The sequence below is a fragment of the Trichloromonas sp. genome (assembly GCF_034006665.1).
In the GTDB taxonomy this organism is placed as follows: domain Bacteria; phylum Desulfobacterota; class Desulfuromonadia; order Desulfuromonadales; family Trichloromonadaceae; genus Trichloromonas.
The window spans coordinates 1-23733 of sequence record NZ_JAVESI010000041.1; the positions used below are offsets into that span (position 1 = coordinate 1).

At 54.3% G+C, this 23733-nt stretch carries 25 protein-coding genes and 1 tRNA gene; 23 read left to right on the plus strand and 3 right to left on the minus strand.

All coding sequences use genetic code 11. From position 1 onward, the window contains the following. Positions 1-68: 68 nt before the first annotated feature. Positions 69-281 (minus strand): hypothetical protein, encoded by a 213-nt coding sequence (locus RBR25_RS13815; RefSeq protein WP_432820139.1) that lies wholly within the window; start codon positions 279-281, stop codon positions 69-71. A 7-nt stretch (positions 282-288) separates the two neighbouring features. Between RBR25_RS13815 and RBR25_RS13820 the strand changes: the two genes are divergently transcribed. The 13 genes from RBR25_RS13820 to RBR25_RS13880 all read left to right on the plus strand — a co-directional run bounded on the left by RBR25_RS13820 (position 289) and on the right by RBR25_RS13880 (position 12280). After that, positions 289-1839 carry a hypothetical protein gene (locus tag RBR25_RS13820; RefSeq protein WP_432820140.1) on the plus strand — a complete coding sequence of 517 codons (1551 nt, stop codon included), beginning with the start codon at positions 289-291 and terminating at the stop codon, positions 1837-1839. Between the two features lie 79 nt (positions 1840-1918). Continuing rightward, positions 1919-3079, plus strand: coding sequence for a chorismate synthase (aroC, locus tag RBR25_RS13825; protein WP_432820141.1), 1161 nt, complete (start codon positions 1919-1921; stop codon positions 3077-3079). Beyond that, on the plus strand, positions 3063-3581 hold the full coding sequence (locus RBR25_RS13830; RefSeq protein ID WP_432820142.1) for a shikimate kinase: 519 nt from the start codon (positions 3063-3065) through the stop codon (positions 3579-3581). The genes aroC and RBR25_RS13830 overlap by 17 nt, the downstream gene beginning before the upstream one ends. A gap of 3 nt (positions 3582-3584) precedes the next feature. Continuing rightward, positions 3585-4670, plus strand: coding sequence for a 3-dehydroquinate synthase (gene aroB, locus RBR25_RS13835; protein WP_432820143.1), 1086 nt, complete (start codon positions 3585-3587; stop codon positions 4668-4670). A gap of 4 nt (positions 4671-4674) precedes the next feature. Continuing rightward, positions 4675-5691, plus strand: a complete 1017-nt coding sequence (locus tag RBR25_RS13840) for a tetratricopeptide repeat protein (RefSeq protein WP_432820144.1) — start codon at positions 4675-4677, stop codon at positions 5689-5691. Next, the gene (locus tag RBR25_RS13845; protein WP_432820145.1) at positions 5684-6043 is read left to right on the plus strand and encodes a roadblock/LC7 domain-containing protein; all 360 of its coding nucleotides are present in this window, start codon (positions 5684-5686) and stop codon (positions 6041-6043) included. Before RBR25_RS13840 ends, RBR25_RS13845 begins: the two co-directional genes overlap by 8 nt. After that, positions 6040-6489, plus strand: a complete 450-nt coding sequence (gene aroQ / locus RBR25_RS13850; protein ID WP_432820146.1) for a type II 3-dehydroquinate dehydratase — start codon at positions 6040-6042, stop codon at positions 6487-6489. The genes RBR25_RS13845 and aroQ overlap by 4 nt, the downstream gene beginning before the upstream one ends. Before the next feature lie 22 nt (positions 6490-6511). Continuing rightward, positions 6512-7588 (plus strand): M24 family metallopeptidase, encoded by a 1077-nt coding sequence (locus RBR25_RS13855; RefSeq protein WP_432820147.1) that lies wholly within the window; start codon positions 6512-6514, stop codon positions 7586-7588. A gap of 70 nt (positions 7589-7658) precedes the next feature. Then, positions 7659-8135: an acetyl-CoA carboxylase biotin carboxyl carrier protein gene (gene accB, locus RBR25_RS13860; RefSeq protein ID WP_432820148.1), complete on the plus strand. Its 477-nt coding sequence runs from the start codon at positions 7659-7661 to the stop codon at positions 8133-8135. An 81-nt stretch (positions 8136-8216) separates the two neighbouring features. Continuing rightward, entirely contained in the window at positions 8217-9554 is a 1338-nt protein-coding gene (gene accC, locus RBR25_RS13865; protein WP_432820149.1) for an acetyl-CoA carboxylase biotin carboxylase subunit, read from the plus strand. Between the two features lie 79 nt (positions 9555-9633). Beyond that, positions 9634-9864, plus strand: a complete 231-nt coding sequence (locus RBR25_RS13870; protein WP_432820150.1) for a hypothetical protein — start codon at positions 9634-9636, stop codon at positions 9862-9864. Between the two features lie 83 nt (positions 9865-9947). After that, positions 9948-11462, plus strand: coding sequence for a TolC family protein (locus RBR25_RS13875; RefSeq protein ID WP_432820151.1), 1515 nt, complete (start codon positions 9948-9950; stop codon positions 11460-11462). Then, a complete protein-coding gene (locus RBR25_RS13880; RefSeq protein ID WP_432820152.1) occupies positions 11459-12280 on the plus strand; it encodes a menaquinone biosynthetic enzyme MqnA/MqnD family protein in 822 nt (273 codons plus the stop codon). The genes RBR25_RS13875 and RBR25_RS13880 overlap by 4 nt, the downstream gene beginning before the upstream one ends. On the opposite strand, the gene RBR25_RS13885 is transcribed toward RBR25_RS13880, so the two are convergent. After that, on the minus strand, positions 12277-12741 hold the full coding sequence (locus RBR25_RS13885; RefSeq protein ID WP_432820153.1) for an NUDIX domain-containing protein: 465 nt from the start codon (positions 12739-12741) through the stop codon (positions 12277-12279). The genes RBR25_RS13880 and RBR25_RS13885 overlap by 4 nt on opposite strands. Before the next feature lie 90 nt (positions 12742-12831). Between RBR25_RS13885 and RBR25_RS13890 the strand changes: the two genes are divergently transcribed. The 10 genes from RBR25_RS13890 (at position 12832) to RBR25_RS13935 (ending at position 22122) form a co-directional block, all read left to right on the plus strand. Then, positions 12832-12917: transfer RNA gene (locus RBR25_RS13890), tRNA-Leu, on the plus strand. Between the two features lie 536 nt (positions 12918-13453). Further along, positions 13454-13912: a hypothetical protein gene (locus RBR25_RS13895; protein ID WP_432820154.1), complete on the plus strand. Its 459-nt coding sequence runs from the start codon at positions 13454-13456 to the stop codon at positions 13910-13912. Positions 13913-13914: 2 nt separating this feature from the next. Then, positions 13915-14196 (plus strand): helix-turn-helix transcriptional regulator, encoded by a 282-nt coding sequence (locus tag RBR25_RS13900; protein WP_432820155.1) that lies wholly within the window; start codon positions 13915-13917, stop codon positions 14194-14196. A gap of 98 nt (positions 14197-14294) precedes the next feature. Further along, positions 14295-15140, plus strand: a complete 846-nt coding sequence (locus tag RBR25_RS13905; RefSeq protein ID WP_432820156.1) for a hypothetical protein — start codon at positions 14295-14297, stop codon at positions 15138-15140. Positions 15141-15156: 16 nt separating this feature from the next. Next, the gene (locus RBR25_RS13910; RefSeq protein WP_432820157.1) at positions 15157-15528 is read left to right on the plus strand and encodes a hypothetical protein; all 372 of its coding nucleotides are present in this window, start codon (positions 15157-15159) and stop codon (positions 15526-15528) included. Positions 15529-16181: 653 nt separating this feature from the next. Then, the gene (locus tag RBR25_RS13915) at positions 16182-16478 is read left to right on the plus strand and encodes a hypothetical protein (RefSeq protein WP_432820158.1); all 297 of its coding nucleotides are present in this window, start codon (positions 16182-16184) and stop codon (positions 16476-16478) included. Beyond that, the gene (locus RBR25_RS13920; protein ID WP_432820159.1) at positions 16475-17080 is read left to right on the plus strand and encodes a hypothetical protein; all 606 of its coding nucleotides are present in this window, start codon (positions 16475-16477) and stop codon (positions 17078-17080) included. The genes RBR25_RS13915 and RBR25_RS13920 overlap by 4 nt, the downstream gene beginning before the upstream one ends. Continuing rightward, a complete protein-coding gene (locus RBR25_RS13925; RefSeq protein WP_432820160.1) occupies positions 17077-19182 on the plus strand; it encodes a type IV secretion system DNA-binding domain-containing protein in 2106 nt (701 codons plus the stop codon). The genes RBR25_RS13920 and RBR25_RS13925 overlap by 4 nt, the downstream gene beginning before the upstream one ends. 2 nt (positions 19183-19184) lie before the next feature. Then, positions 19185-21743: a MobF family relaxase gene (mobF, locus tag RBR25_RS13930; RefSeq protein ID WP_432820161.1), complete on the plus strand. Its 2559-nt coding sequence runs from the start codon at positions 19185-19187 to the stop codon at positions 21741-21743. 172 nt (positions 21744-21915) lie between these two features. Further along, complete coding sequence (locus tag RBR25_RS13935) at positions 21916-22122, plus strand: hypothetical protein (protein WP_432820162.1); 207 nt, start codon at positions 21916-21918, stop codon at positions 22120-22122. 364 nt (positions 22123-22486) lie between these two features. Here the strand turns inward: RBR25_RS13935 and RBR25_RS13940 are convergent, their stop codons facing one another. Further along, on the minus strand, positions 22487-23488 hold the full coding sequence (locus RBR25_RS13940) for a site-specific integrase (RefSeq protein WP_432820163.1): 1002 nt from the start codon (positions 23486-23488) through the stop codon (positions 22487-22489). Positions 23489-23733: the final 245 nt, after the last annotated feature.

Here is a 23733-nt window from a genome sequence, read left to right on the forward strand (position 1 = left end):
GTTTCATAAAATTCACCCGCCAAGTGAGTTTTCGACGGGCTAGATGGTAGCATAAATAACAAAGAAAATCAATAGCTTATCTGCATTCGCTGAAATTCTTCTGATTGTGATCTTACGGATTCAGGCTCAAGAGAAGTTGAGGGTGATGTTGTTCTAACTTCTTCGGTTGATGACGCCAGCAAGGATTTGACGATACAAATTTCCGACCAGGCTTCGGCAGCGTCGATTTCTATCTCTTCTTCACCAACGTCGTTGACGGTTGGCGGAACATCGGTTTTCAAGGCACGTGTGCTTGATGTTAACGGAAATCCTATGGCGGATGGTACATTAGTTAACTTCGAGGTAAATAACTCAAGTCTTGGCAGCATTGTTCCGAATGCAACGGTTTCCGGTGGAAACGGCGAGGCCCAGGCAACTTTCTCAGCTTCGTCGGAAAATGTAGGTTCGGCGACGGTAAAGGCAACATGCGGTAACGTTTCACAATCGATCATAATCGATATCGCAGCTTCACCTTCGGGAAGCATTGAGTTTAGTTCTGCAGAACCTCAAGTTATCGTCATTAAGGGTTCGGGTGGAGTAGAGACTTCACTAATCAAATTTTTAGTTAAAGATGTCAATGGTCAGCCGGTTTTGGGGAGCCAATCTGTTCAACTGAAGTTGTCGGGTCCGAATGGTGGTGAATATATCGGATCCTCACCTGGAACAACTATTTTGGAAGTTGGTACAGTTGATGGTGTCGTATCAGCATATTTGCATAGTGGAACGGTCCCTGGAACAGTAACTATTTTGGCTACTGTTGTCGGAACGAACATCTCTACCTCAAGCGGTGTTATTGCCATTGGCGGCGGTATCCCATCTGCTGCACATTTCTCTCTGTCGCAATCAAAATTCAATATTGAAGGTCTTTCTTATGATGGTATTACTGCTGAGATAAATGTAAGGCTAGCTGACAGATATGGTAATTATAATGTTCTCAACGGAACGGCTGTTTCTTTCTATAGTGAATGTGGGGCAATTGATCGCTCTGTCAATCTCAATGACGAAGGTGAAGGTTCTGTAACTTTTAGAACACAAAGACCAACTCCTCAAAATCTTGCTATTACGCCTGATCTGAAAGACTTATATCTTACTAAGCTTGGTGTACAGTTAGGTAATAATAATAATCCCTTAAATGGTTATTGTTCAATTATCGCTGTTGTTGATGGCGAAGAAAAGTTTATCGATTCTAATGGTAGTGGTTATTATGATTTTGGTGAAACTTACGAAGATTCCTATGATGATGTCCATCTCGACAAGGACGATGATCCTTTTGATATCCCATTCGGAAGTGTAGTTGATAATTATCCTCATGACCCTGCGTTTGAACCCTTGATTATTGATGTTAATAATAATGGTTTTTTTGATGGGATGAACAACCAATGGGATGCCAGCAAAAAGATCGTCGGTAATGTTAATTTCCTGTATACCGGTAGGCCTATCGTTAGTGTTGGTGATGGGGCTGGAAAATCATATGTGCATGGAGAACACATAGTTATCCCCGAAGGTAGTAATAAGAGGTTGTATTTTTCTGTTCATGATCAATATTTTAATCCCCCGATAGCTGGTACAAATTTCTCGGTTGAGGAAGATCTTGGGACTATTGAATTGACAGGTAACACTAGCTATGAATTCTTCGATTCAGCTGTCCCTGGTGCACCTATTTTTTATGTAGACCTTGTAAATCCCCCGGAATCACCAGGTACAACCTCTTCTCCGACTAATGGAAGCTTAACGATTTCCGTCGATTGGAGAGGGGAGGAAATAAATTTTTCATTGTCCATAGAAGGACCTAACCCATAAAATATCACTCAACAAAAATCTCCAACAAAAAGACAGGCATTTGCCTGTCTTTTTGTTGATGTTTATGTAGGAAATGATCATGACTTTACGCTACTTAACCGCCGGCGAATCCCACGGCCCCGCCTTGACCGCCATTATCGAGGGGCTTCCTTCCAATATCGAGCTGCGCGAAGAGGATATCAATCGTCATTTGGCGCGGCGTCAGCTGGGGCATGGCCGGGGTGGGCGTATGGCGATCGAGAAGGACCAGGTGCGATTTCTCTCCGGGGTGCGCTGGGGCAAGACCCTCGGTTCGCCTGTGACCTTGTCGATCGTCAATCGCGATTGGGGAAATTGGGAGAAGAAGATGTCCCCCCGCGCCGAGGATCGCCTCGATGGGATCGCCATTGTGCATCCCCGACCCGGCCATGCCGATCTGACCGGCATGATCAAGTATCGTCACGACGATGCCCGCAACGTGCTCGAGCGCTCCAGTGCCCGGGAGACGGCCATGCGTGTGGCGGTCGGCGCCCTTTGCATGAAGTTTCTGAAAGCCCTGGGCATCGAGGTCTGTGGTTATGTCACGGAAATTTGCGGCGTGACTGCGAGTACGGAATGCGCCGACTACCGGGAACGCTTCGCACGCGCCGAAAATTCTCCCTGCCGCACCTTCGATCCTGCTGCTGAAAAAGGGATGATTGCCGCCATCGACGAGGCCAAGGCGGCCGGGGATTCCCTCGGCGGCGTCGTCGAGGTGGTGGTTCTCGGCGCGCCCGTGGGCCTAGGTAGCTATGTTCATTGGGATCGTCGTCTGGACGGGCGTCTGGCGGCGGCGGTGATGAGCATTCAGGCCTTCAAGGGGGTCGAGATCGGCCTCGGCTTCGAGGCCGCCCGCCGTCCCGGTTCGCAGGTCCATGACGAAATCGGTTATACCGATGGCGCCTTTTCCCGCAAGAGTAATCGCGCAGGGGGGCTCGAAGGGGGGATGACCAACGGCGAGGCGATTATCGTGCGCGGCGCGATGAAGCCGATTCCTACCCTCTACACGCCTTTGGAAACGGTGGATGTTCGAACCAAGCAGCCTTTCAAGGCAACGGTGGAGCGCTCCGATGTCTGCGCCGTCCCGGCGGCGGCGGTGGTGGCCGAAGCGGCGGTGGCGATCTGCCTGGCTGAGGCGGTGCTGGAGAAGTTCGGCGGAGATTCGCTGGAAGAGATTCAGGCTCATCTTGAGGGGCATCGTCGCTATGTCCAATCCCTGTAAAGACGGCATTGTCCTCATCGGCTTCATGGGGGCCGGAAAGAGCACGGTGGCCGTCGAATTGGGGCATTCCTGTCACTTGCCGGTTCTTGATCTCGATCGGGAAATCGAGCACTTCAGCGGTCGTTCCATTCCCGAAATCTTCGCGGATTCAGGAGAAGAGGCCTTTCGTCGGAGCGAAACCGAAGTGCTGCGCCGTTTGCTCGATCAGGCGCCGCTGATTCTGGCGACCGGTGGGGGAGTGATCGGTCGCAGCGAAAACTGGCCCTTGCTTCGTCAGTTGGGACGGGTGGTTTATCTGCGGGTTTCCTGGGAAACGCTTCTTGTCCGCATCGGCGCAGGAGAGGGCCGGCCACTGGCCGGGGATCGCGAGTGCTTGCAGGCTCTTTTTGAGCAGCGCCTGCCCCTCTACGAAAAAGCGGATCTGGTCATCGACGGGGAGGGCGGCTCACCTGTCTCCGTCGCCCGGGATATTTTACGTACGCTTTATTGGGAGAAGGCATAGACGATGGAATCTTTGACGGTAGGCCTTGGTGAACGCAGCTACCCGATCTGGATCGGTGACGGCATTCTGGAACGTCTCGCCGAGGCCCTCGATGCCGTGGCCTTTCCCCGCCGGGTGGCTGTGGTTACCAATCCGACGGTTTTCGGCTACTACGGCGAGCGGGTTTTGCGTCTCCTCGAAGGGGGCGGCTATCGTCCCACCGTGATTGATCTCCCCGATGGGGAGCAGTATAAAACCCTCCAGTCGCTGGAAAAAATCTACGACGCCTTGCTTTTCGACAATTTCGATCGACACAGCGGTCTGTTGGCTCTGGGTGGTGGGGTGATCGGCGACATCACCGGTTTCGCTGCCGCTACCTACGTGCGCGGCATCCCCTTCGCGCAAATTCCCACGACCCTCCTTTCTCAAGTGGACAGTTCCGTGGGGGGCAAGACGGCGGTCAACCATCCCCTGGGCAAAAACATGATCGGTGCCTTTTATCAGCCCCGGCATGTGCATATCGATGTGGCGACCTTGAAAACCCTGCCGGCTCGGGAGTTTGCCGCCGGTATGGCCGAAGTGATTAAATATGGGGTGATCCGGGACCGGGAGTTCTTTGTCTGGTTGATTAACCATCGGACAGAACTGCTGGAATTGCGCTCGGATGCGCTGATTCAGGCGGTAAAGAGGTCTTGCCAAATCAAGGCGGATGTTGTAGAAGTGGACGAAAAAGAGGGCTCTTTGCGGGCGATTCTCAATTTCGGCCATACGTTTGGTCACGCGGTTGAAACCCTCTCCGGTTACGGTGTTTACTCCCACGGTGAAGCGGTCGCCATCGGCATGGTTGTTGCCGCTGAGCTTTCCCGGTTGCTCGGATATGGTTCGGAAGGTGATGTCCGGCAGATTCGCTCGCTTCTGGAAGGTTTCGGCCTCCCTTTGGAGCCTCCGGTGCATCCTTTGGGTGCGTATCTCGCCGCCATGGGGCGGGATAAAAAAGTCCGTGACGGCAAACTGCGTTTTGTGCTGAATCATGGTCTCGGCGATTGCGGACTGCACGATATTGCCGAGCCGGAACAACTCTTTTCTCAACTCCTCTCACAAACCAGGTGAACTGATGCCCCAGCATGCCACACCGGGTTCCCTCCTCGGAAAGATCGCCGCCTATACCGAACTCCTTGCCAAAGATCCCTATTCGACGATTTTTGTCCCCTTGAGCGAAGCCTACCGGCAGATGGATATGCTCGACGAAGCGGTGGAAGTGGCGCAGAAGGGGATCATGGACAATCCTGCCTTCGCCGGTGGCTACGTAGCCCTGGGCAGTGCCTACGCCGCGCAGGGGATGGAGGATCTCGCCATTGCCGAGTTTGAAAAGGCCCTGATCCTTGAGAATCGCCATCTGCCGGCACTTAAGGAACTGGCGAAAATAAAAATGTCCCGCGCGGATACCGTAGGGGCCCGGGAGCTGCTGGAGCGGGCCAGGGCGGTCAAGGGGAACGATCCCGAGGTGCTCAAGTTGTTTGCCGCCTTGGCTTCTTCTCCGGCCGCTGCCGTCGCCGTCGTTCCGACAGCGACGCGTGCTCAGGCCGCTGCGACTTCTGCCGCAGCCGGGACTTTCGTCGCCGATGAAAGCGGGGAGGCTGCCGCCGAGGTCTCCGTTGCCGGCAAGGCCGTCGAGCCGATCGCCACCGCGACCCTCGCGGAAATTTATATTCGTCAGGGTCTTCCGCAAAAGGCCTTGAAGGTCTACCGCGACCTGCTCAAGGCCGATCCCCATAACGAGCAGTTGCGCAACAAGCTCATTCAGCTCAAGCAGCAGCTCGACACACAAGAGCTCCCGGCCTTGGATGAAAAGACGATTCTCGCTCCCGCGCTTGCCGATATTACGACGCCGGTTGAGGATCTTTCCCCCCAGGTTTCGGTGACGGTCGCCGAGACGCCTGTCGGTCTTGCGTCGGCGCATACCCCGGATTTTCCTTCATTTCCGCAAGAGACGTTGGACTTAACCGTTCCGGTGGAGGCTTTTGCCGGTGCGGATACGGTGGCGGCGGATCTCCGGATCGAGCGTTCCGTGCCTGAGGTTTTATCCGCCTGGCTGGATGCTATTCGCAAAAGGAGGGCCATTCATGTTTAATGCGATTCTGCATCGCCTTGTCGATGAAACCGCCGGTGGTATCGGCGCCGTCTTGATGGGATATGACGGCATCGCCATCGAGCAGTATTTTCGTGCCGACGCTGAACTCGATCTTAATCTGGTGGCTGTCGAATACGCCAATATCCTCAAGGAAATCAAAAAGGCCGCCGAAATCCTTCACCTTGGGGGGATGGAGGAGGTCAGTATCCGTACCGAGCGTTTCTATTTGCTGGTGCGGATTTTGACTGACGAGTATTTTGTTGCGCTTACCCTGAAGGGCGAAGGCAATTTCGGCAAGGGTCGCTATCTGCTGTTACGCGAAGCGGGCAATCTCAAGGAAGCCCTAGCGTGAATACCCGGTCGAAAGTGCTGGTTCTTCAGGGGCCCAACCTGAATATGCTCGGCGTTCGCGAACCGGGTATCTACGGTGCGCGCACCCTCGACGACATCCATGCCGACCTTTCGGGACAGGCCCGAGAACTGGGGCTTTCCCTGGAATTTTTTCAATCGAACCACGAAGGCGCCCTGATCGACCGCATCCACCAGGCCTGGCGGGACGGGGTCGCCGGCCTCATCATCAATCCCGGCGGCCTCACCCATACCAGTGTGGCCCTGCGCGATGCTCTGGCCGCTGTGGCGATTCCGACCGTCGAAGTCCACCTCTCCAACATTCATGCCCGCGAGTCGTTTCGGCAACACTCCTATATCGCTCCCGTTGCGCTCGGTCAGATCTGCGGTTTCGGTCCTGAAGGCTATGCTTTGGCCCTGCGCGCTCTTTCAGTAAAATTAAAACAATAATTATTGTGCGTAAAAAAACATTATGGTAAATACAAGGGTCATTCGCGCGGGGGAAGCGCTCATTTCCCGGGAAATCGACGGAATGGTCTTCACCCATTTGCCGAACATCCGTTACCTGTGCGGTTTTACCGGGTCGGACGGGGTTCTCGTGGTGATCGGCCGGGAAGCGTTTTTCCTCACCGATTCCCGTTATGTCACCCAGGCCCAGGAGCAGGTGCAGGCCGATGAAATCCGCGAGTACCGGACGAAGTGGGACGGGGTCCTTGATCTGCTTTCCGCCAAGGGCGTGGTGAGAGCCGGCTTCGAAGCGGAGCATCTGAGCTATGCCGCGGTCGACGAGTTGCGCGGCAAGTCGGCGGAGCGGCACGAATGGGTGCCGGTGACCGGTGCGATCAAAACATTGCGGGCGATCAAGGAGGACGAGGAAATCGCCTGCATGGCAGTGGCGGCGGAACTCAACGCCGAGTGTTTTGGTGAAATTCGTCCTTTGCTTCGCCCCGGTGTTGCCGAGCGCGAAATTGCCCTGGCGCTGGAATTTGCCTTCAGGAAGCACGGCGCCGAAGACAAGGCTTTCGACATTATCGTCGCTTCGGGTGTACGTGGGGCCTTGCCCCACGGTGTCGCCAGTGAAAAGCTGCTGGCGGCGGGTGAACTGGTCACCATCGATTTTGGTTGTCGCTTTCGCGGTTATCATTCCGATGAGACCGTAACCCTGGCTTTGGGGGCGGTGCCGGAACGGCTGCGGGAGATCCATTCCGTGGTCCTCGAAGCTCAGCGCCGGGCCATGGCGGCGGTTCGCCCCGGCGCCGCCTTGCGGGTCATTGACCAGGCCGCACGGGAGTACATCGCCGAACAGGGATTCGGTAATTTTTTCGGGCATGGCACCGGTCATGGCCTTGGATTGGAAGTGCATGAGTTTCCGTCGATTTCTCCCCGATCGGAAGAAGTGGCGGAAGCTGGTATGGTGGTGACTATCGAGCCTGGTATCTATATCCCCGATCTGGGCGGAGTGCGCATCGAGGATACGGTACTGGTGACCGCTGAAGGCTGCCGGCGGTTGACGCGTGTGCCCAAGGGTTTGGATTCAGCACCGGCGTGAGCAGAGAAGGCGGCGCAAAAGGGCTTTACGTCCCGGGCCCGGAAAAACAATCATCAGGAGGCAATACTCAATGGATATCAAAGACCTTAAAGTTCTTATCAAGATGGTGACGGATACCGACATCACCGAATTTGAAATGGAAAATGCCGACGAGAAGATCGTCATCAAACGCGGCAAAGAAACCGAAATCGTGCAGATGGCCGCACCCCAGCAATACCTGGCGCAACCGGTCATGGCCGCTCCGCCGGTCGCGGCTCCCGTGGCTGCCGTCCCTGCGGCGGCTGAAGCCGCGCCCGTTGCCAGCAAGGGAGAAACCATCACCTCACCCATCGTCGGCACCTTCTACCGGGCGCCTTCCCCCGAATCCCCGGCCTATGTGGAAGTTGGTTCGGTCGTCGAGAAGGGACAGGTCTTTTGCATCGTCGAAGCCATGAAACTGATGAATGAAATTGAAGCCGAGTTCCGTTGCAAGGTGCTGGAAATCTGCAAGGAGAATGCGAAACCGGTGGAATTCGGCGAGCCGCTCTTCATTGTCGAGCGCCTCTAGGCCCAGTGATTCGTGACGAGTGCCCGGAGCCAACTCCGTCACTCTCGCCAATGACTCAATTCCCGCTCACTGGAGTTTTCCATGTTTCATAAAATACTCATTGCCAACCGCGGCGAGATCGCCTTGCGCATCATTCGTGCCTGCAAGGAGCTTGGCATCAAGACCGTGGCGGTGCATTCCGATGCGGACAGCGAGGCGTTGCACGTCAAGCTGGCCGACGAAAGCATCTGCATCGGTCCGGCGCCGAGCGCCAAGAGCTATCTCAACATGAAGTCGATCATCAGTGCCGCCGAGGTGACCGATGCCGACGCCATTCATCCCGGTTACGGCTTTCTTTCGGAAAATGCCGAATTCGCCGAGATTTGTGCCAACTGCGGCTTGACTTTCATTGGGCCGACTCCGGAAAACATGCGGTTGATGGGGGACAAGATCAGCGCCCGCCAAACCGTGACCAAGGCCGGAGTGCCGATCCTCCCCGGCACCAAGGAAGGAGTGCATACGGCGGAGGAGGCCAAGCGCGTCGCCGCCGAAATCGGTTATCCGGTCATCATCAAGGCGACCGCCGGCGGCGGCGGTCGGGGGATGAAGGTGGTCCATTCCCCCGCTTCCTTGCCCAATGCCTTCGCCGCTGCCCGTTCCGAGGCCCAGGCCGGATTCGGCAATCCCGAGGTCTATATCGAGAAGTTCTGCGAACGCCCCCGGCATGTCGAAATCCAGATCATGGCCGACAAGCACGGCAATGTCATCCATCTCGGTGAGCGCGACTGTTCCATCCAGCGCCGTCATCAGAAGCTGATCGAAGAGGCTCCCTGCCCCGTGCTGACCCCGGAAACCCGCAAGAAAATGGGGGAATGTGCGGTAGCGGCGGCCAAGACGGTGGGCTATACCAGCGTCGGCACCATGGAGTTCCTCCTCGATCAGCAGGGGAATTTCTACTTCATGGAGATGAACACCCGGGTTCAGGTGGAACATCCCGTTACCGAGATGATCACCGGCATCGACATCATCAAAGAGCAGATTCGCAGCGCCGCCGGTTTTCCCCTGCGCTTCAAGCAGGAGGACATCAAGATCAGCGGGCACGCCATCGAGTGCCGCATCAATGCCGAGCACCCCTTCAAGTTCACCCCTTCCCCGGGGCGAATTGACGGTTACCATCCGCCGGGAGGGCTGGGGGTGCGGGTCGACAGCGCGGTCTACGATCAGTACACGGTGCTGCCCCATTACGATTCGATGATCGCCAAGCTCATCGTTCACGCCGATACCCGCGAAGAGGCGATCCGGCGCATGGCCCGGGCCTTGGATGAATACATCATCGAAGGGATCAAGACGACCATCGCCTTCCATCAGAAGATCATGGATAACAAGGATTTCATCGAAGGAAACGTGGATACGGGCTTTCTGGAGCGCTTGGTGCTGTAACGCCCGAGACATTGATTGAGCAGGACGCGGGGCCGGATTTATTCCGGCCTTTGCCGTTTGTGGCGGGGTTGGGAGGACCATGGTTGATATACGTTGGCGTCTGCTGCGAACCGATGCCCTGCCGGGAGCGTTGAACATGGCTCTGGACGAGGTGCTGCGGCACGAGGTGGCGGTCGGGCGTTTATTGCCGCAGTTACGTCTTTACCGGTGGCAATGGGAGACGGTCAGCCTCGGCTATTTCCACCGCGACGAGGTGATCGACCGTGCCTATTGGGACTGGTCCTGGCGCGGAAGCCGGATGGAGCGGTAAGGCGCCGGGACGCGGAACGGTTGTATTTTCCTGGTTCGCGGTGTAGATTAGCGGCTCTTCGATCATTAACCGGGGATATGAAAATGAAACGATGGTTTTTCACGACATTGTTGCTGGCCCTGGCCTGGGCGGACGAAGGTGGGGCGGCTCAGCGGGTCGATCTGGACGCGGCCCAGCGGTTGGCGCTGGAACGCAATCTTAATCTTAAGGCGGCGGATTTCGACGCCCGCGCGAGCGAGGCGCTGGTTCGCAAGGGTTACGGCATCTACGATCCCCGCGCTTCCGCGAGCTTCACCGAGGCGGAGAGTCGGGATCTGAGCAGCTATCCCACTGGGGGCTCCTTTGATCTGCCCAAGACCGTCGCCGAATCCCGGGTCTTTGACCTTTCCCTGGCCCAACAGCTGCCCACCGGCGGCGAACTGACCGTCGGGTTTGACAACAGCCGTTCCCGGGTGGCCAAAGGCCCCAGTCCCGCGATCAATCCGTCCTGGCGCAGTCAGGCCTATCTCGGACTGACCCAGCCCCTGCTCAAAGGCTTCGGCCGAACCGTCACCGAGCAGAGCATCCTCTATGCCGTTCAGGATCGCCAGGTTGCCGTGCAGGAGGTGCGCGCCCAGGCCTTTACCCTCCTTTCCCAAGTACGGGACGGTTACTACGATGTCCTCCGTTATCGGGACAATCTCAAATATCGGGAAACTTCGGTGGCCCTGGCGGAAAAGATTCTCGCGGAGAATCGCGCCCGTGTCGAGGCTGGGGTGCTGCCGCCCATCGAAATTCTTGAAGCCGAAGTCGGTTTGACCCAGCGGCAACGCGATCTTCTCGAAGCTGAACGGGTCTATGCGGATGCCCGTGACGGGCTGGCGGTACTCCTCAATCTGCCGCAGGGGGTCGAGGTGGCCGATGAGGAACTGGAGACCCTGGACCTTTCCGTCAACGAAGAAGTCGGCTTTCAGTCGGCCCTTTCCCGCCGTCCCGACCTGCAGCAGCGGTTGCGGCGCATTGAACGGCTGGAGATCGAGCGGAAGGTCAACCGCAACCAGTTGCTTCCCGCGCTCGATCTTGGTGCCGGATACGGACGCAAGGGTTTGGCCGAGGGTTACCAGGACAATCTTTCCAGCATTGAACAGGACGATCTCAATAACTGGCAGATTGGCCTGACTCTCAGCTATCCCTTGGGCAATCGCACGGCCCGCAACGAACTGGCCCGGACCGAACTGCTGATGAAAGGGGAACGAGCCCGCTGGCAGCAGTTGCGTGAAGAGGTGCGCAACGAGGTGCGCATGGCGGCGCGGCAGATCGAGGTCACCCGGAAGAAGATCGAAGTGGCCCATCGCGGTCGCGATCTGGCCGAAGAAAAGCTGCGCACTCTGATCAAGCGTAAGGATGTGGGTTTGGCGACCACCCGCGACGTGCTTGAAGGGGAGGAAGATCTGGCCCTGGCCCGCACCGATCAGATTGCATCCCTGGCCGATTACAACCGCGCCGTTACCGAATATCTGCGGGTGACGGGCATGCTCCTGGAATCCCAGGGAATCCGGCTCGCCGACCTGCCCGATCCCGAGGAGGAGCACCCTTTGCTGGAGATGAAACAGCCATGAGTCTTGTCGTCGGTCACATCCAATACATCAACTGCGCCCCGTTCTTCCATTATCTGTCGAACTGCGGCTTCGGCGGCACCATTGTCAACGGCGTCCCCTCCCATCTCAACCATCTGCTGGCCGAAGGTGGAGTCGACGTCAGCCCCTCATCCTCCTTTGAATATGCCCGCAACTGGCGGAAATATCTGCTATTGCCCGAGTTGTCCATCAGCGCTTGCGGGCCGGTGCGGAGTGTATTGCTCTTTTCCGGCCGCCCCATCGATACCTTGAGCGATTTCGATATCGCCCTGACCGGCGATTCGGCGACTTCGGTCAATCTGCTCAAGATTATTCTCAAGGAATTCTATGATCTTCGGGATGTCCGTTACGCCGTGCCCGAAGGTTCGGTCGAGGCGGTCATCGCCGAAGGGGGTAGCGCCCTGCTGATCGGTGACCAGGCGTTGAAATCGGCCCAGGAAAAGGCCGCCCCCTATATCTACGATCTCGCCGAGCTTTGGCTGCAACACACCGGGTTGCCCTTTGTTTTCGCCCTGTGGATTTTACGCCGTCAGGCCGTCCGGGACAAAGCCGACGCGGTGCGCGCTTTGCAGGGGCAGCTTAAATGCTCTCGCGAGCGGGCCTTCGCTTCCCTGGAGGACTTGGCCAAGGCGACCCCAGAGCGGGAATGGATGGGGGAGGAGGGGCTTATCGAATATTGGAACTGTATGTCCTACGAGTTGGGCGAAGCGCACCTGGAAGGGCTGCGCTTCTACTTTCACCTCTGCGTCCGGCATCATCTTCTTGACGAAGAACCGGAACTCCATTTCTGGGGCGCTTAGGGCTGCTTTGGTGCTCGCACTATCGGCGGTTTTTGCTCGCGATAGTCATCGAGTATTTGTTGATGATCAAAGCATAGGGAGGAGGGGAGGGCATTGAGCGGGAAAAGTTCCGCATTCCCTGCATCATCCCCGCCTTGTAATGTGCCGCTACCCTCGGCGGTGAAGACGACTGAGATGGTGTGGTGGCGCGGGTCGCGGCCGGGGTCGGAATAGGCGCCGAACTGGCGCAGGTTGCTCAGGACCAGGCCGGTCTCCTCCAACGCCTCGCGCCGGGCGGCCTCTTCCAGGCTTTCGCCGTAATCGACGAAGCCTCCCGGTAAGGCCCAGCCCCTCGGCTCATTGCGGCGCTCGATCAGGACGATTTTATCCCCCACACGGATGATAATATCGACCGTGGGAAAAGGGTTGCGGTAAGATTTCACTTTTGCACCGCATGCGGGGCAGGCCAGAAATTCGCTCATCGTTCCTCCAGAGGCGGCAAATCCGCGCCGCGATAAGGCTTTTCCGTTGACACTCCCGGGTCAAATCGTCTAAAAAAGGCCACTACTTATGCCCGGGTGGCGGAATTGGCAGACGCAAGGGACTTAAAATCCCTCGATCCTAGATCGTACCGGTTCGATCCCGGTGCCGGGCACCATGAAAAAGACGAGAGAGATTAGGCATTTAGCTTAGTCTCTCTTTCTTTTTAATCTCTCCCGAAAAAATCAAAATCAGCTGTTTTTTCAAAAAAATTGTCACAATTTGTCACAGAATTGTCACAAGAAAACCCGATTTTTACCGCTAGAACTCTCGAAATTTGTCACAAAATTGTCACAAACACCCCCACCCGGCAACCCCCCTCGACCATTTTTTTTTCAATAAAAAATATTAAATTTCATTCATCCCTGTTTTTTCCTTGTAACTAACCGAAATTAAACAGAAAAACAGAAACAGACTGAACCAAGTAAAATAAATGTTAGTAATAGGATATATACACCATTACTAACATCTTCCAAAAAGGGCAACTATATCAAATAGTTAGAGCAGCGGGGGGGTTGCATAGTCATGATGGATTAGGTACTATGTAATCAACAGAGAGCAAAAAAACAACGGCAAGACAAAAAAGTCAGTTACACGTAAGAAAATTTGTTGATAGCGTATCATTACAAACACAAAACCGAAAAGGAGAAAAACATGGACAATCAAATAGTTGAAATCAAATTTTTCGATGAGAACGACGATGTTACTCCGCTTTTTTGTCAGTGTGTCGGCAACGCACACGCACAACGAGCATTTATTGAAATCGATTGTATCAATAAAACGCTGTCGGCTGGATATGAAAAACCTGGATTCGAAAGTCCGGCGTGGGTTGTCTATGGATTAAGCAGAAGGTACTACACAGAAGAAAGAATCACCGTTGAAGAACTCAATCGCACATTGCGTAAAATTTCGCCATTAGCTGAACGTGTCGTTTCGGGCTGCGAAATTGTCTGGAACGGTTGCAACTATATTGCGGATTTGACTGATGACGCAGAAGCAGCAGAACAAAAAATCGAAAAAATCGCTGAAAACATTGCTCCGGAAAATTTGTGGCTCGGAGATTTAGAAGAAGAAGAAGAAGAAGAAGAAGAAGAAGAGGAGGAGGAGGACTAATCATGGAAAAACTTTTGACGCTCAATGAAGTAGCAGAAATTTTACGAGTTGCACCCAGCACGCTTCGAAATGCACGATTCCGAAAAGAAGAAAACCGCTGGCCGCGATCTTTTAAAGTCGGTGGATCGCTAAGATGGGATGCAGAAGAAGTCCGGGCGTGGGTTGAAGCACAAAAGCCAACCGGGGCGCCCCAGGCCCAGGCCGCTTTGCCTGTCAATCGTCGCCGCGTCGGTCGCCCGACGCGAGCAGAGCGAGCACAGCAGTCCGCCCGGCGGAAAACATAACAGCCCCCCCGGTCCGGGGGGGGCATAACGAGAACGGGAAAAACCTATAATTACCCCTATTTTAACATTTATACTGGAAAAAACGGCGAGCGTCAAACATGGAACCCTGGCTACCAGTCCCCAAAAAAATCATTTTGCAGATCATCGCAGACGCGGGGCGTGCGAAATACACGGAATCGTTAGCGTTTTTGAGTCTGCAGCTGGATTTGGATAATGGCGCTCGGGTGAGCGAATCGGGATATGAAAAAAATTGGGGTTGGAGTCGAAAGCGTGTTCACAATTTCATTAAAAATTGCGGATTGGAGATCGTCAGGGAGTCGAGTGCACGGCAGTCGCTCGGACGACTCACACAGTGCGAGAACATCGAGAGAACGAAAAAAGAACATACGAAAGTCAATATTTTCAACAACTTAGAGGGGGAAAAGAACAACAAGCAGCAACAAGGGCAACAATGGGCACAAGAAGGGCACAAGAAGGGCACAAGAAGGGCACATACAAGCGATAGTGATTTCAGCATGTTAGAGAGGCAGGAGCACAAGAAGGGAACAAGAAGGGAGCAAGAAGGGAGCACAACTATAAACACTAATACTGAAACTTATATTGCTGCTGCTGCAGCGCCCGAATTTTCAGAAATTTCTGAATATGCAGAAATGCGCATCGAGAAAAACCAAAATCGAGGCATCGAGATCAAAAACCCGGGCGCATATAAAAAATCGATCATCGCGGCATACGAGCAAACCGGCCTCGGGGCGGACGAGATCGCAGAGCTAGCGGCATGGAAAAATGGAGATCACGGAGATCACGGCTATGACTATGACACACGAAATCAGCAGCGAACTAGAACACGCGCTCGACGCAGCGAGAGCGCGCTGGAAATTGCGCTCAGACTCGCAAACAGTTTTGATCCAACCCCAACCCCGCCCCAACCGGAGTTCGACGTTTGATGGTCCACACTGGCTGTTGAGACAGTCAGCACGACTCGCAGCTGCGACACTCGTTCTACACGTCGCAAATCCACCCCGCGACGACCAGATCGAAATCACGATCCGTGCATGGGCAGAAATTTTCCGCGATCGGCTGGGCGGGGGCAGTATCGAGGAGATCGACGGAGAGCGCTTAGAAAAAGCCTGGCGGGCCTGGGCAGCGGGGGCGAAATTCTGGCCGACCCCGGCAGAGATTTTAGAGCATTTACCACCCCGGCCTCGACGACTGCAGATAGCTCGCAGCATCGGCGATCAGACCGATGATGAAATCGCGGCAGGGAAGGCGGCACTCGACAAAATCAACGAGATCATCAACTGCAACAACAAAAAACGGGAGGACAAAACATGACGATGATGATGATGATGATGATGATGATGATTTTTTGTAAGACCCAAACCCCTATTGTTTTTTTCACACCCGACGCACCTCTGGTGTTTTCGATTTCGAAAACAGCGTCGGGATGACCCCAGAATGATTTCAGCTAGTTAGCCGTTTTCAACAGTGAAAACACGAGAAAACAAATGGAAAACAAATGAAAACAAAAACAGTCTAACTATCAATTATTACTGATGAAAACAAATGAAAACGATGAAAACAGAAAACACGCGGTTTGCAGTCAAATGAAAACACTGAAAACAAATGAAAACGCTGTGATTGAAAACAGATGAAAACAGATGAAAACAGATGAAAACAAATGAAAACGCTGTGATTGCAAACAAATGAAAACACTGAAAACAAATGAAAACGCTGTGACTGTTTGCAAATGAAAACATCTAAAAACACCGGCTGAAAACATCTGAAAACAACAAAAAGGAGAACTCGAAATGGCGCTGGATCCAAGATTTTTCACTGCAAAAAAAACGTTCGAAAAATCGATGAGAGGCATCGGCAATGACGCGATGAGTTCAGTTTTTGGTTTCGTCACATTCGTTATCGTCATGACTATGCTCGCAATCATTTTTTTCGAAATGTAACCCAACTGTGTAACCCGGAGGTGAAAAATGAAAACGCAACAAATCGGCACGCGACTATCAACCACTGATCTCGCTAAAATCGAGGCCGCAGCAAAAAAACTGGGCGTCCGCCCGGCTGAAATTATGCGCATCGCCGTGCGTCAATTTCTCGACACAGACGAAAACAAAAAATCCGACATCGAGCAGATCACGACCCTGATCGCCGACGCCGAAACTCGGATTTCCGAACGGCTCGCAGCCGCCCGGTCGGCCCTGCCGGCGGAAATTTACGCCCACATGATCGCCGCCAAAACCGGCGGCGCAACAACAGGAGGACAACGATGAAAAACGAAAACGAAATTATCCGGCTGCAGGATCTCGACATCGAAATCGCTGACGTGCGCGCATGGCTCGCGCATGAATTTTGCTGCGATGTAGCAGCGACAGTGCAGAGCCATGGACGGCTGGGGTGGTCGTGCGAAATCCGGGGAGAAAAAATTTACGGAGAAAACATCGGCGATTTTGAGTGCAAAATTCACGCAGCATACGGCTCCGGGCGATTCGCGCACTATATCGCATATCGCGATGCACAAAAAAAATGTGACAGAGAAATCGGGTATTTGATTGAGTGCGCGGCCAGATCAGATAAAAAAATCACTCGGGAGCTGGCTGAAAAAATCGTCGATGCGTGTTTCGAAGCGATGTCGGTACACCCTGATTTCCAGAATTTTTATATTCCTGGCTGCCTCATCGATTTTTTCTGTCGCGCGGCGTCGGCGAGGGAGCGACGCATTCACGTCCGAAACGTTGTGTCGCACGGCATGGACACGCCCGCAATCCGGCAGCGATTCCGCGACTGCCTCGCCGTCGCTGACACCCGCGCCCAGCTCGCTGGTCTCACCGGCGAGTCGTCGATCACGGAAATTTATTTCGGGAGCGAAAAATGAGAGAAAAAACCATGGAACAACCCAGAGACTGGACCTCTACGACCGCATGCCTGCTGTTTTTCCCCACCGCCGCCGCTGTGGCGGCGGGGGCCGCGTTGACATGGGCAATTCATCTCTGCAGCGCCGGGCGTATCCCACCCGGCGAGCTCGCCGCCGCTGCCGCCGGCCTGATCGCTTGGCCGTGGCAGTCCGCCCCCGCCCTCGCCGGGGCTTATGCCGCCGCGGGGGGTCTGTATCAGATCTTCCCCTGGCTCGTCCTGATCCCCGCCCTCGCCGCCGCCGGCGGCGGGGCCTGGGCCGGCTGGCGTATCAGCGCACCTGCCCCCGGTCGCCAGCACCTCGCCGGGCCGACGCTTATGGAGGGCGCCAAATCCCTGAAAACACTACAAAAAGAGCTCGCGGCGGAGGGCGCGGACGAGGAGCCGGGCATCGACATTTACCCCGGCGTTGCGCTCTCACGAGATCGCGAGAGCAAACATTTTCTCGTATGCGGCGGCACCGGCGCGGGCAAAACAACCGTGCTCGCCCCCATGGTCGCCGAGATTGTCGAGCGCGGAGATAGGGTTTTAATCTACGACAATAAAGGCGAATGGACCGAAAAACTGAAAAACGGAATAATTCTAGCCCCTTGGGATGCTCGCGGCGTGGCGTGGGACATCGCGGCAGACGTCCAAAACGAAGCCGACGCTTTCACCCTGGCTGAATATCTCGCCCCGACTGGCAAGGGTGGCAAAACCGATTTTTTCTCATCCGCCGCCGCAGCGATTTTGGTGGGAATACTGAAAAAATTCATCACCGAAAAACCCGGAAAATGGACCCTGCGCGACGTGATTTTAGAAGCCGGTAAACCCTATGCCGAGCTCCGTCAAATCATAGCAAAATACTCGGAAACAATGGCCGGGGCACTGCCCGAGGAATCGAACAAAACAACCGATTCACTCCGCGCAGTACTCGCACAAATGCTGTCGGGAATCCAGACCCTCGCCACCGCGTGGGAGGGCAAACACCGGATTTCACTACGGAAATGGCTACACGGCGGCTACTCGGAAAAGGGCAACGTTTTGCTGGTGCAGGGCTCCGGGCGCTATCGCCAGCTCCAGCAATCTTACATTAAAGCGATTTTCCACGTGCTGGGCGGGGCCGTCGCGGACGCCAGTCTGAAAGAATCAAACACGCGTCGCGTATGGTTAATTCTTGATGAAATTGCTCAAATTGGTGAGCCGTTGCCCGCTATCACTCAAATCCTCGAAACCGGCCGCAGTAAAGGCGTCTGCGCCATGATCGGGATTCAAAACATTAGCCAAATCAGGGAGTTATACGGTCAAAACATCGCTGAAACCTGGGCCTCCATCTGTGGTACCTATATCATCGGCAGAACCCAAGGCGCGGAGTCGCAGGAATTTCTTAGTAAAACCATCGGAAAAGAAAAAATCAGAAAATACATGCCGGCGTGGAGCGGCGGGCAGCGCAGCGGGGCGGCGGAGCAGCGGCAAGACAGCTGGCAAGAGGTTGAAGAGCCGATTTTCTATCCTGCTGAAATTGCTACTGAACTGGGAAAATCTAAAAACGGCGTAAAACTCGTGCTGGTCGGCGTTGGGTCGGCAGTGCATCTGCTCGAATGGCCGTTTTCATCTATGCCGAAACTGCGCAAATCCGAAATCCCGGCAGCCTGGACAAAATCCCCGCAAACTCCGGGGGAGGCCGCCGCAGCAGCGGCGGCAGCAGCAGCAGGGGCGGCAGCAGCCGCCCCCAGCCCCAGCCCCAGCCCTTCCCCGTCCATTATTTCCGCCGCAGCAGCGGCGGCAGTAGCGGCAGCGTTTGAGCGTGACGAGCGAGCAGCAGCCCTGCCCCCCGACGTGCTCCTCGATGCCGCCCCGGAGCAGGCCCCGGAGCAGGAGCAGGAGCACGACGACCCGGCAGCGGACGAGATCGCAGCCGCCGCAGCCGAGGAGCTGGCCGAGGAGGTGGCCCCCGGACTGGGCGAGATCATCCCCGCCGCCGAGATCGGCGGCGATGTGCTCGATTTTTTGTTGAGCGATGACCCCGCCCCGGCCCCGGTCCGCCAGCAGCGCAGTTTTGAGCACGAAAACGAGGAGGATTAAAAATGTTATCAATCTCCGGAATCGGCTCGGTCGGTTACTACAGCGCCCTCGCCGAGCGCGACGATTATTACGCAGACGACGCCGAAGCGCCGGGGCGCTGGGGGGGCGCAGCGGCAGAGCTGGGGTTGAGCGGACAGGTAAAACCCGAGGATTTCTCGCAGGTTATGCGCGGGTTTGACCCGAATTCCGGAGAAAAACTGGTCCAAAACGCCGGGGCGGCTAACCACCGCCCCGGCTGGGATCTTACTTTCTCGGCCCCCAAATCCGTCTCTCTCGCATATGCCGTCGCTGATACAGATCAGCGTCAGCAGATCGAGGCAGCACAGCAGCGAGCGACAGATGCAGCGATGCACTATATAGAGCAGTATGCAGAAGTGCGGACCGGGGCGGGCGGCACAGAGCGCGAGTCTGCGCGATTAGTGCATGCGAGCTGGCAGCATATCACATCGAGAGCGCAGGATCCGCAACTGCATACTCACTGTACAGTCGCAAACGTCGGCGTAACTGCAGATGGTAAATACAGAACGCTCGAAACAAAACAAATCTACGAATCAAAAATGGCGGCGGGGGCTATTTATCGCGCCGAACTCGCCGCACAACTGCAACAGATCGGTTTAAATGTCGAGCCAGACGGCGATTCATTCAGATTATCCGGCAGCAATTCCGATCTAGAAAAAATCTATTCAACCCGGCGGGAGGAAATTACAAATGCATTGCACGAAAAAAATCTCTCCGGTGCGCGAGCGTCCGAAATCGCGGCACTCGACACACGGACTAAAAAAATCGCTATACCACGTAGCGAACTATTCAGCCAGTGGCAATCCGAGGCGAAACAATATAATTTCAACTACAACGATCTACAAAATGCACAACAAACAGAAATTCAGACAGAGCGCAAAACCGATGCACAGATACTACAATCGCTCACAGATCGAGAGTCTACGTTTAAACCGCAGGCGCTCACTGCAGCAATCGCGATCAATGAAAACGGCAGACTGAACGCTGAACAGATACAACAAAAAACAAACGATCTACTACAATCATCAGAACTAATCAAACTGCAGAACAGTAAAACCGGCGAAATCAGACTAACAACACGAGAGATGTTAGAGCTAGAGCGCGGCATGATCGATAATGCAAAACAGATGCACAACAACAACAGTCATACAGTCGATCATAAATCGATCGATAGCGCGACACAGTCGAGAACACTTTCTGATGAGCAGAAAAACGCTCTACATCATATGACTCAACCGCATCAAATCAGTGCCGTCGTCGGCATCGCCGGGGCGGGAAAATCGTACACCCTCGGCGCGGCGAGGGAGGCGTGGGAAAACTCCGGATATAAAACAATCGGCGCGGCGTTGAGCGGCAAAGCAGCGGCGGGGCTGCAGGAATCGGCCGGGATTAAATCTGACACGATCCACGCGACGCTGAAACAGATCGACAGCGGCGAACTCAAACTCGACGCGAAAACCGTGCTCATTATCGATGAGGCGGGGATGGTCGGGAGCAGACAGACCGCAGCACTGATACAACACGTGCGGGATTCGGGCGCAAAACTGGTCCTGGTCGGCGATCATCGCCAGCTCCAGCCCATCGACGCCGGCGGCGCGTTTAAGGCTATCCAGGGGGAAATCGGGGCGGCGGAGATGGTCGAAAACCGGAGACAAAAAGAGCAGTGGGCCGCGGCGGCGGCGGGAGAAATCCGCAACGGCAACGCGGGGGCGGCGTTGGCGGAGTACAATCAGCGCGGGATGCTGCATATCAGCGAGAACAGCGCAGCGGCGAGCACTGATCTCGTCAAAAACTGGAATACAAATATCAAATCAATCGATGATGTAAAAAACAATCTGATACTCGCATCGACTAAAAACGAGGTTAAAACGCTGAACGAACTAGCACGTGATACAATGAAACAGCGGGGAATGCTCGGTGCATCGACTGAAATCAATACAACAAATGGCAAATTAGAGATCAGCGAAGGCGACCGAATTTTATTCAATCGTAACAACAAACATTTAGACGTTAAAAACGGCACTCTCGGTCATGTAGAAAAAATCAGTTCAAACGAAATATTGGTTAAAACTGATGATGGAAAAACGGTCAACCTGTATGGCAGCGATTATGAGCATATATCACACGGTTATGCTGTAACAACGCACAAATCACAGGGCGTAACCGTCGAAAACAGTTTTGTTTTGAACTCTGGTTCAATGACTAGCTCCGAAATGGCATATGTACAAATGTCGAGACACAAAAACGAGGCCCATATTTTTATTGATCGTAACGGTTATGAAAACCAGATGAACGATAAATTTATGGATAAAAACAACGAACTACAGGACGAAAAAAACGAACGGCTGATTGAAAAAATCGGCGACAGGTTGAGCAGAGAGGAACAAAAACAATCAACGCTGGATTATACGATTGAAAACGATGATAAACAGTTAAACAACGATAATAGCAAATCGATTGATGATCATGAACTGTCTCATGATCGTGATGAGCCGCAGCTAGAGCTAGAATTGGAGATGGACGGGCCGGATTTAGAGATGTAAAACCCGGCACGGCGGCGGCAGAGCGCCCGGATAAACCGCCTCCTCCCCGGCAGAGCCGGGGCCCCTGGGTCGGCGGCGGGCCTGCCCGGCCCGTCCGGGAACTGGCAGGGGTGGAGGACTGAACCGAGAGCGCGGCTTTTAGGGCAAAAACCATAATAATCAGGAGGTTACGATGATGAGAGCGGACGAGATCGAGCAAACTGCAGAGTATCTGTCATGGATATCAGAGATCGACGAGCGCGGCGCAGCGGCAGAGCTGGCGTGGCTCGAAAAACACGTCGATACCGCGCCCGAGCCAATCAAAAAACATGAGGATTATCAGTATTTTAGAGGATTTTTAGATGGGAGGTTACTGCATGAGCGTTTCGGCGGCGTGTGACCGCCCCCGGCCTCCACAGCCCCCGGCCCCCACCGCCGGGGGTTTTTTGTGGTTTTTCCCCGGTACCCCCCCCTCGACCCGAGATAAACCTAAAATAAATATAATATTATATTTAGTTAATACAACAGAAAACAAAGATTAAAATATAAACAACAGTAAAACAATAAAGATTAGAACGACAAGACGAATTAAAATAAACCAGCAAAAACAGTTACTTGTTAAATATACGGAAAAACGAATGGAACAAAAAACAGACAAAAATAGATAGGGCAATATTCATACCGTTTGATGTCTAACAGTAATATACTAAACAAACAAAACATTAAAACAGATATTTGTTTTGTTTTTTGATCGTGTTTTATTTTCAACTTAATTTTTCTGCTATTTGTTCAGCGCGTAGATGAGTATATCGTTTCAGCATCTGCATAGTCTTGTGTCCGGTCACTGTCGCGACTTCGATCATATCAAGCGTGCCGCGCTCAAACAGCCTCGACGTGGCCTCGTGTCGAAGATCGTGAAAGCGCAGATCGATGATGCCGGCCCGCCTCGCCGTGCGCCGCATCTGATTTGTGATCTGATCTTTTGAGAGCCCAAAAACGGCCCCAGATCGCTTTTTAGCGTCCGGGGTATAGTTGGGCATACCCCGGAGGACGGCGAGAGCCGCAGCGGACAGCGGGACCGTCCTGGCCTCCCCGTTTTTGGTCCGGGGCAGGTGCGCTGTCCGCCTTTCGAGATCGACGTGCTCCCAAGTCAGCGTCGCGATCTCTTCGCGACGCATCGCCGTTTCGAGAGCAAAAAGCACAACATGCCGAAAATCCGGCCTGGACGCGGCCAAAAGCCGCGCTTCTTCGCCGGCTTCTAGCCGCCGCGTCCTCGCCGTCCCACGCAGCGACGGGCGGCGGACGGCATCGACCGGATTTTTGAGCGTTTCCATATCCCACATTTGTTTTGCGTGCTTGTAAAGCCTCGAAATTACAGCTAAATCGAGACGGATCGTATCCGGAGCATACCCGTCATCTTCTCTCTCTTGCACATATGCAGCGACGTCACGCGCTCGCAGCGACGACAGCGACAGCGCACCCCAGCCCGTGCGCTCTAGCAGCGCGCAGAGTCGGTTTTGGGCTCTGTGCGCGTCGCGCAGTTTTGATAGATGCTCACGCGCAAAATCGTTCGCAGCGGCGGCGAGCGTTGTTTTTCTTGCAAGCTCGTCAGAGTCGCGATAGTCTCCCGTTTCGATTTCCGCTTCGGTTTTGCGTGCAAAAGCTTCAGCGTCAGCACGTCGCGTGAATGTGCGATTTATCGCCGTAGCCCCCCGGCGGCGCACTCTCACGCACCATTTTTCACCCCGTTTTGTGATCGTCGCCATCCCCGCCTCGTCGCCGGTTTTGTCACTAGATTGTCACAAGCCATTTTTTTAGTTTCTGTTAATGTTCTTTTTCATCTATGATAACAAAGCCTTACAGAGAATGGAAAGAAGAAAAAAACAGACTTAAAATCCCTCGATCCTAGATCGTACCGGTTCGATCCCGGTCCCGGGCACCACTTAACAATCTTGCACCGTCTAACGAAGTCCAGAAAGCCCGCTATTTACGCGGGTTTTTCTGTTTTTAC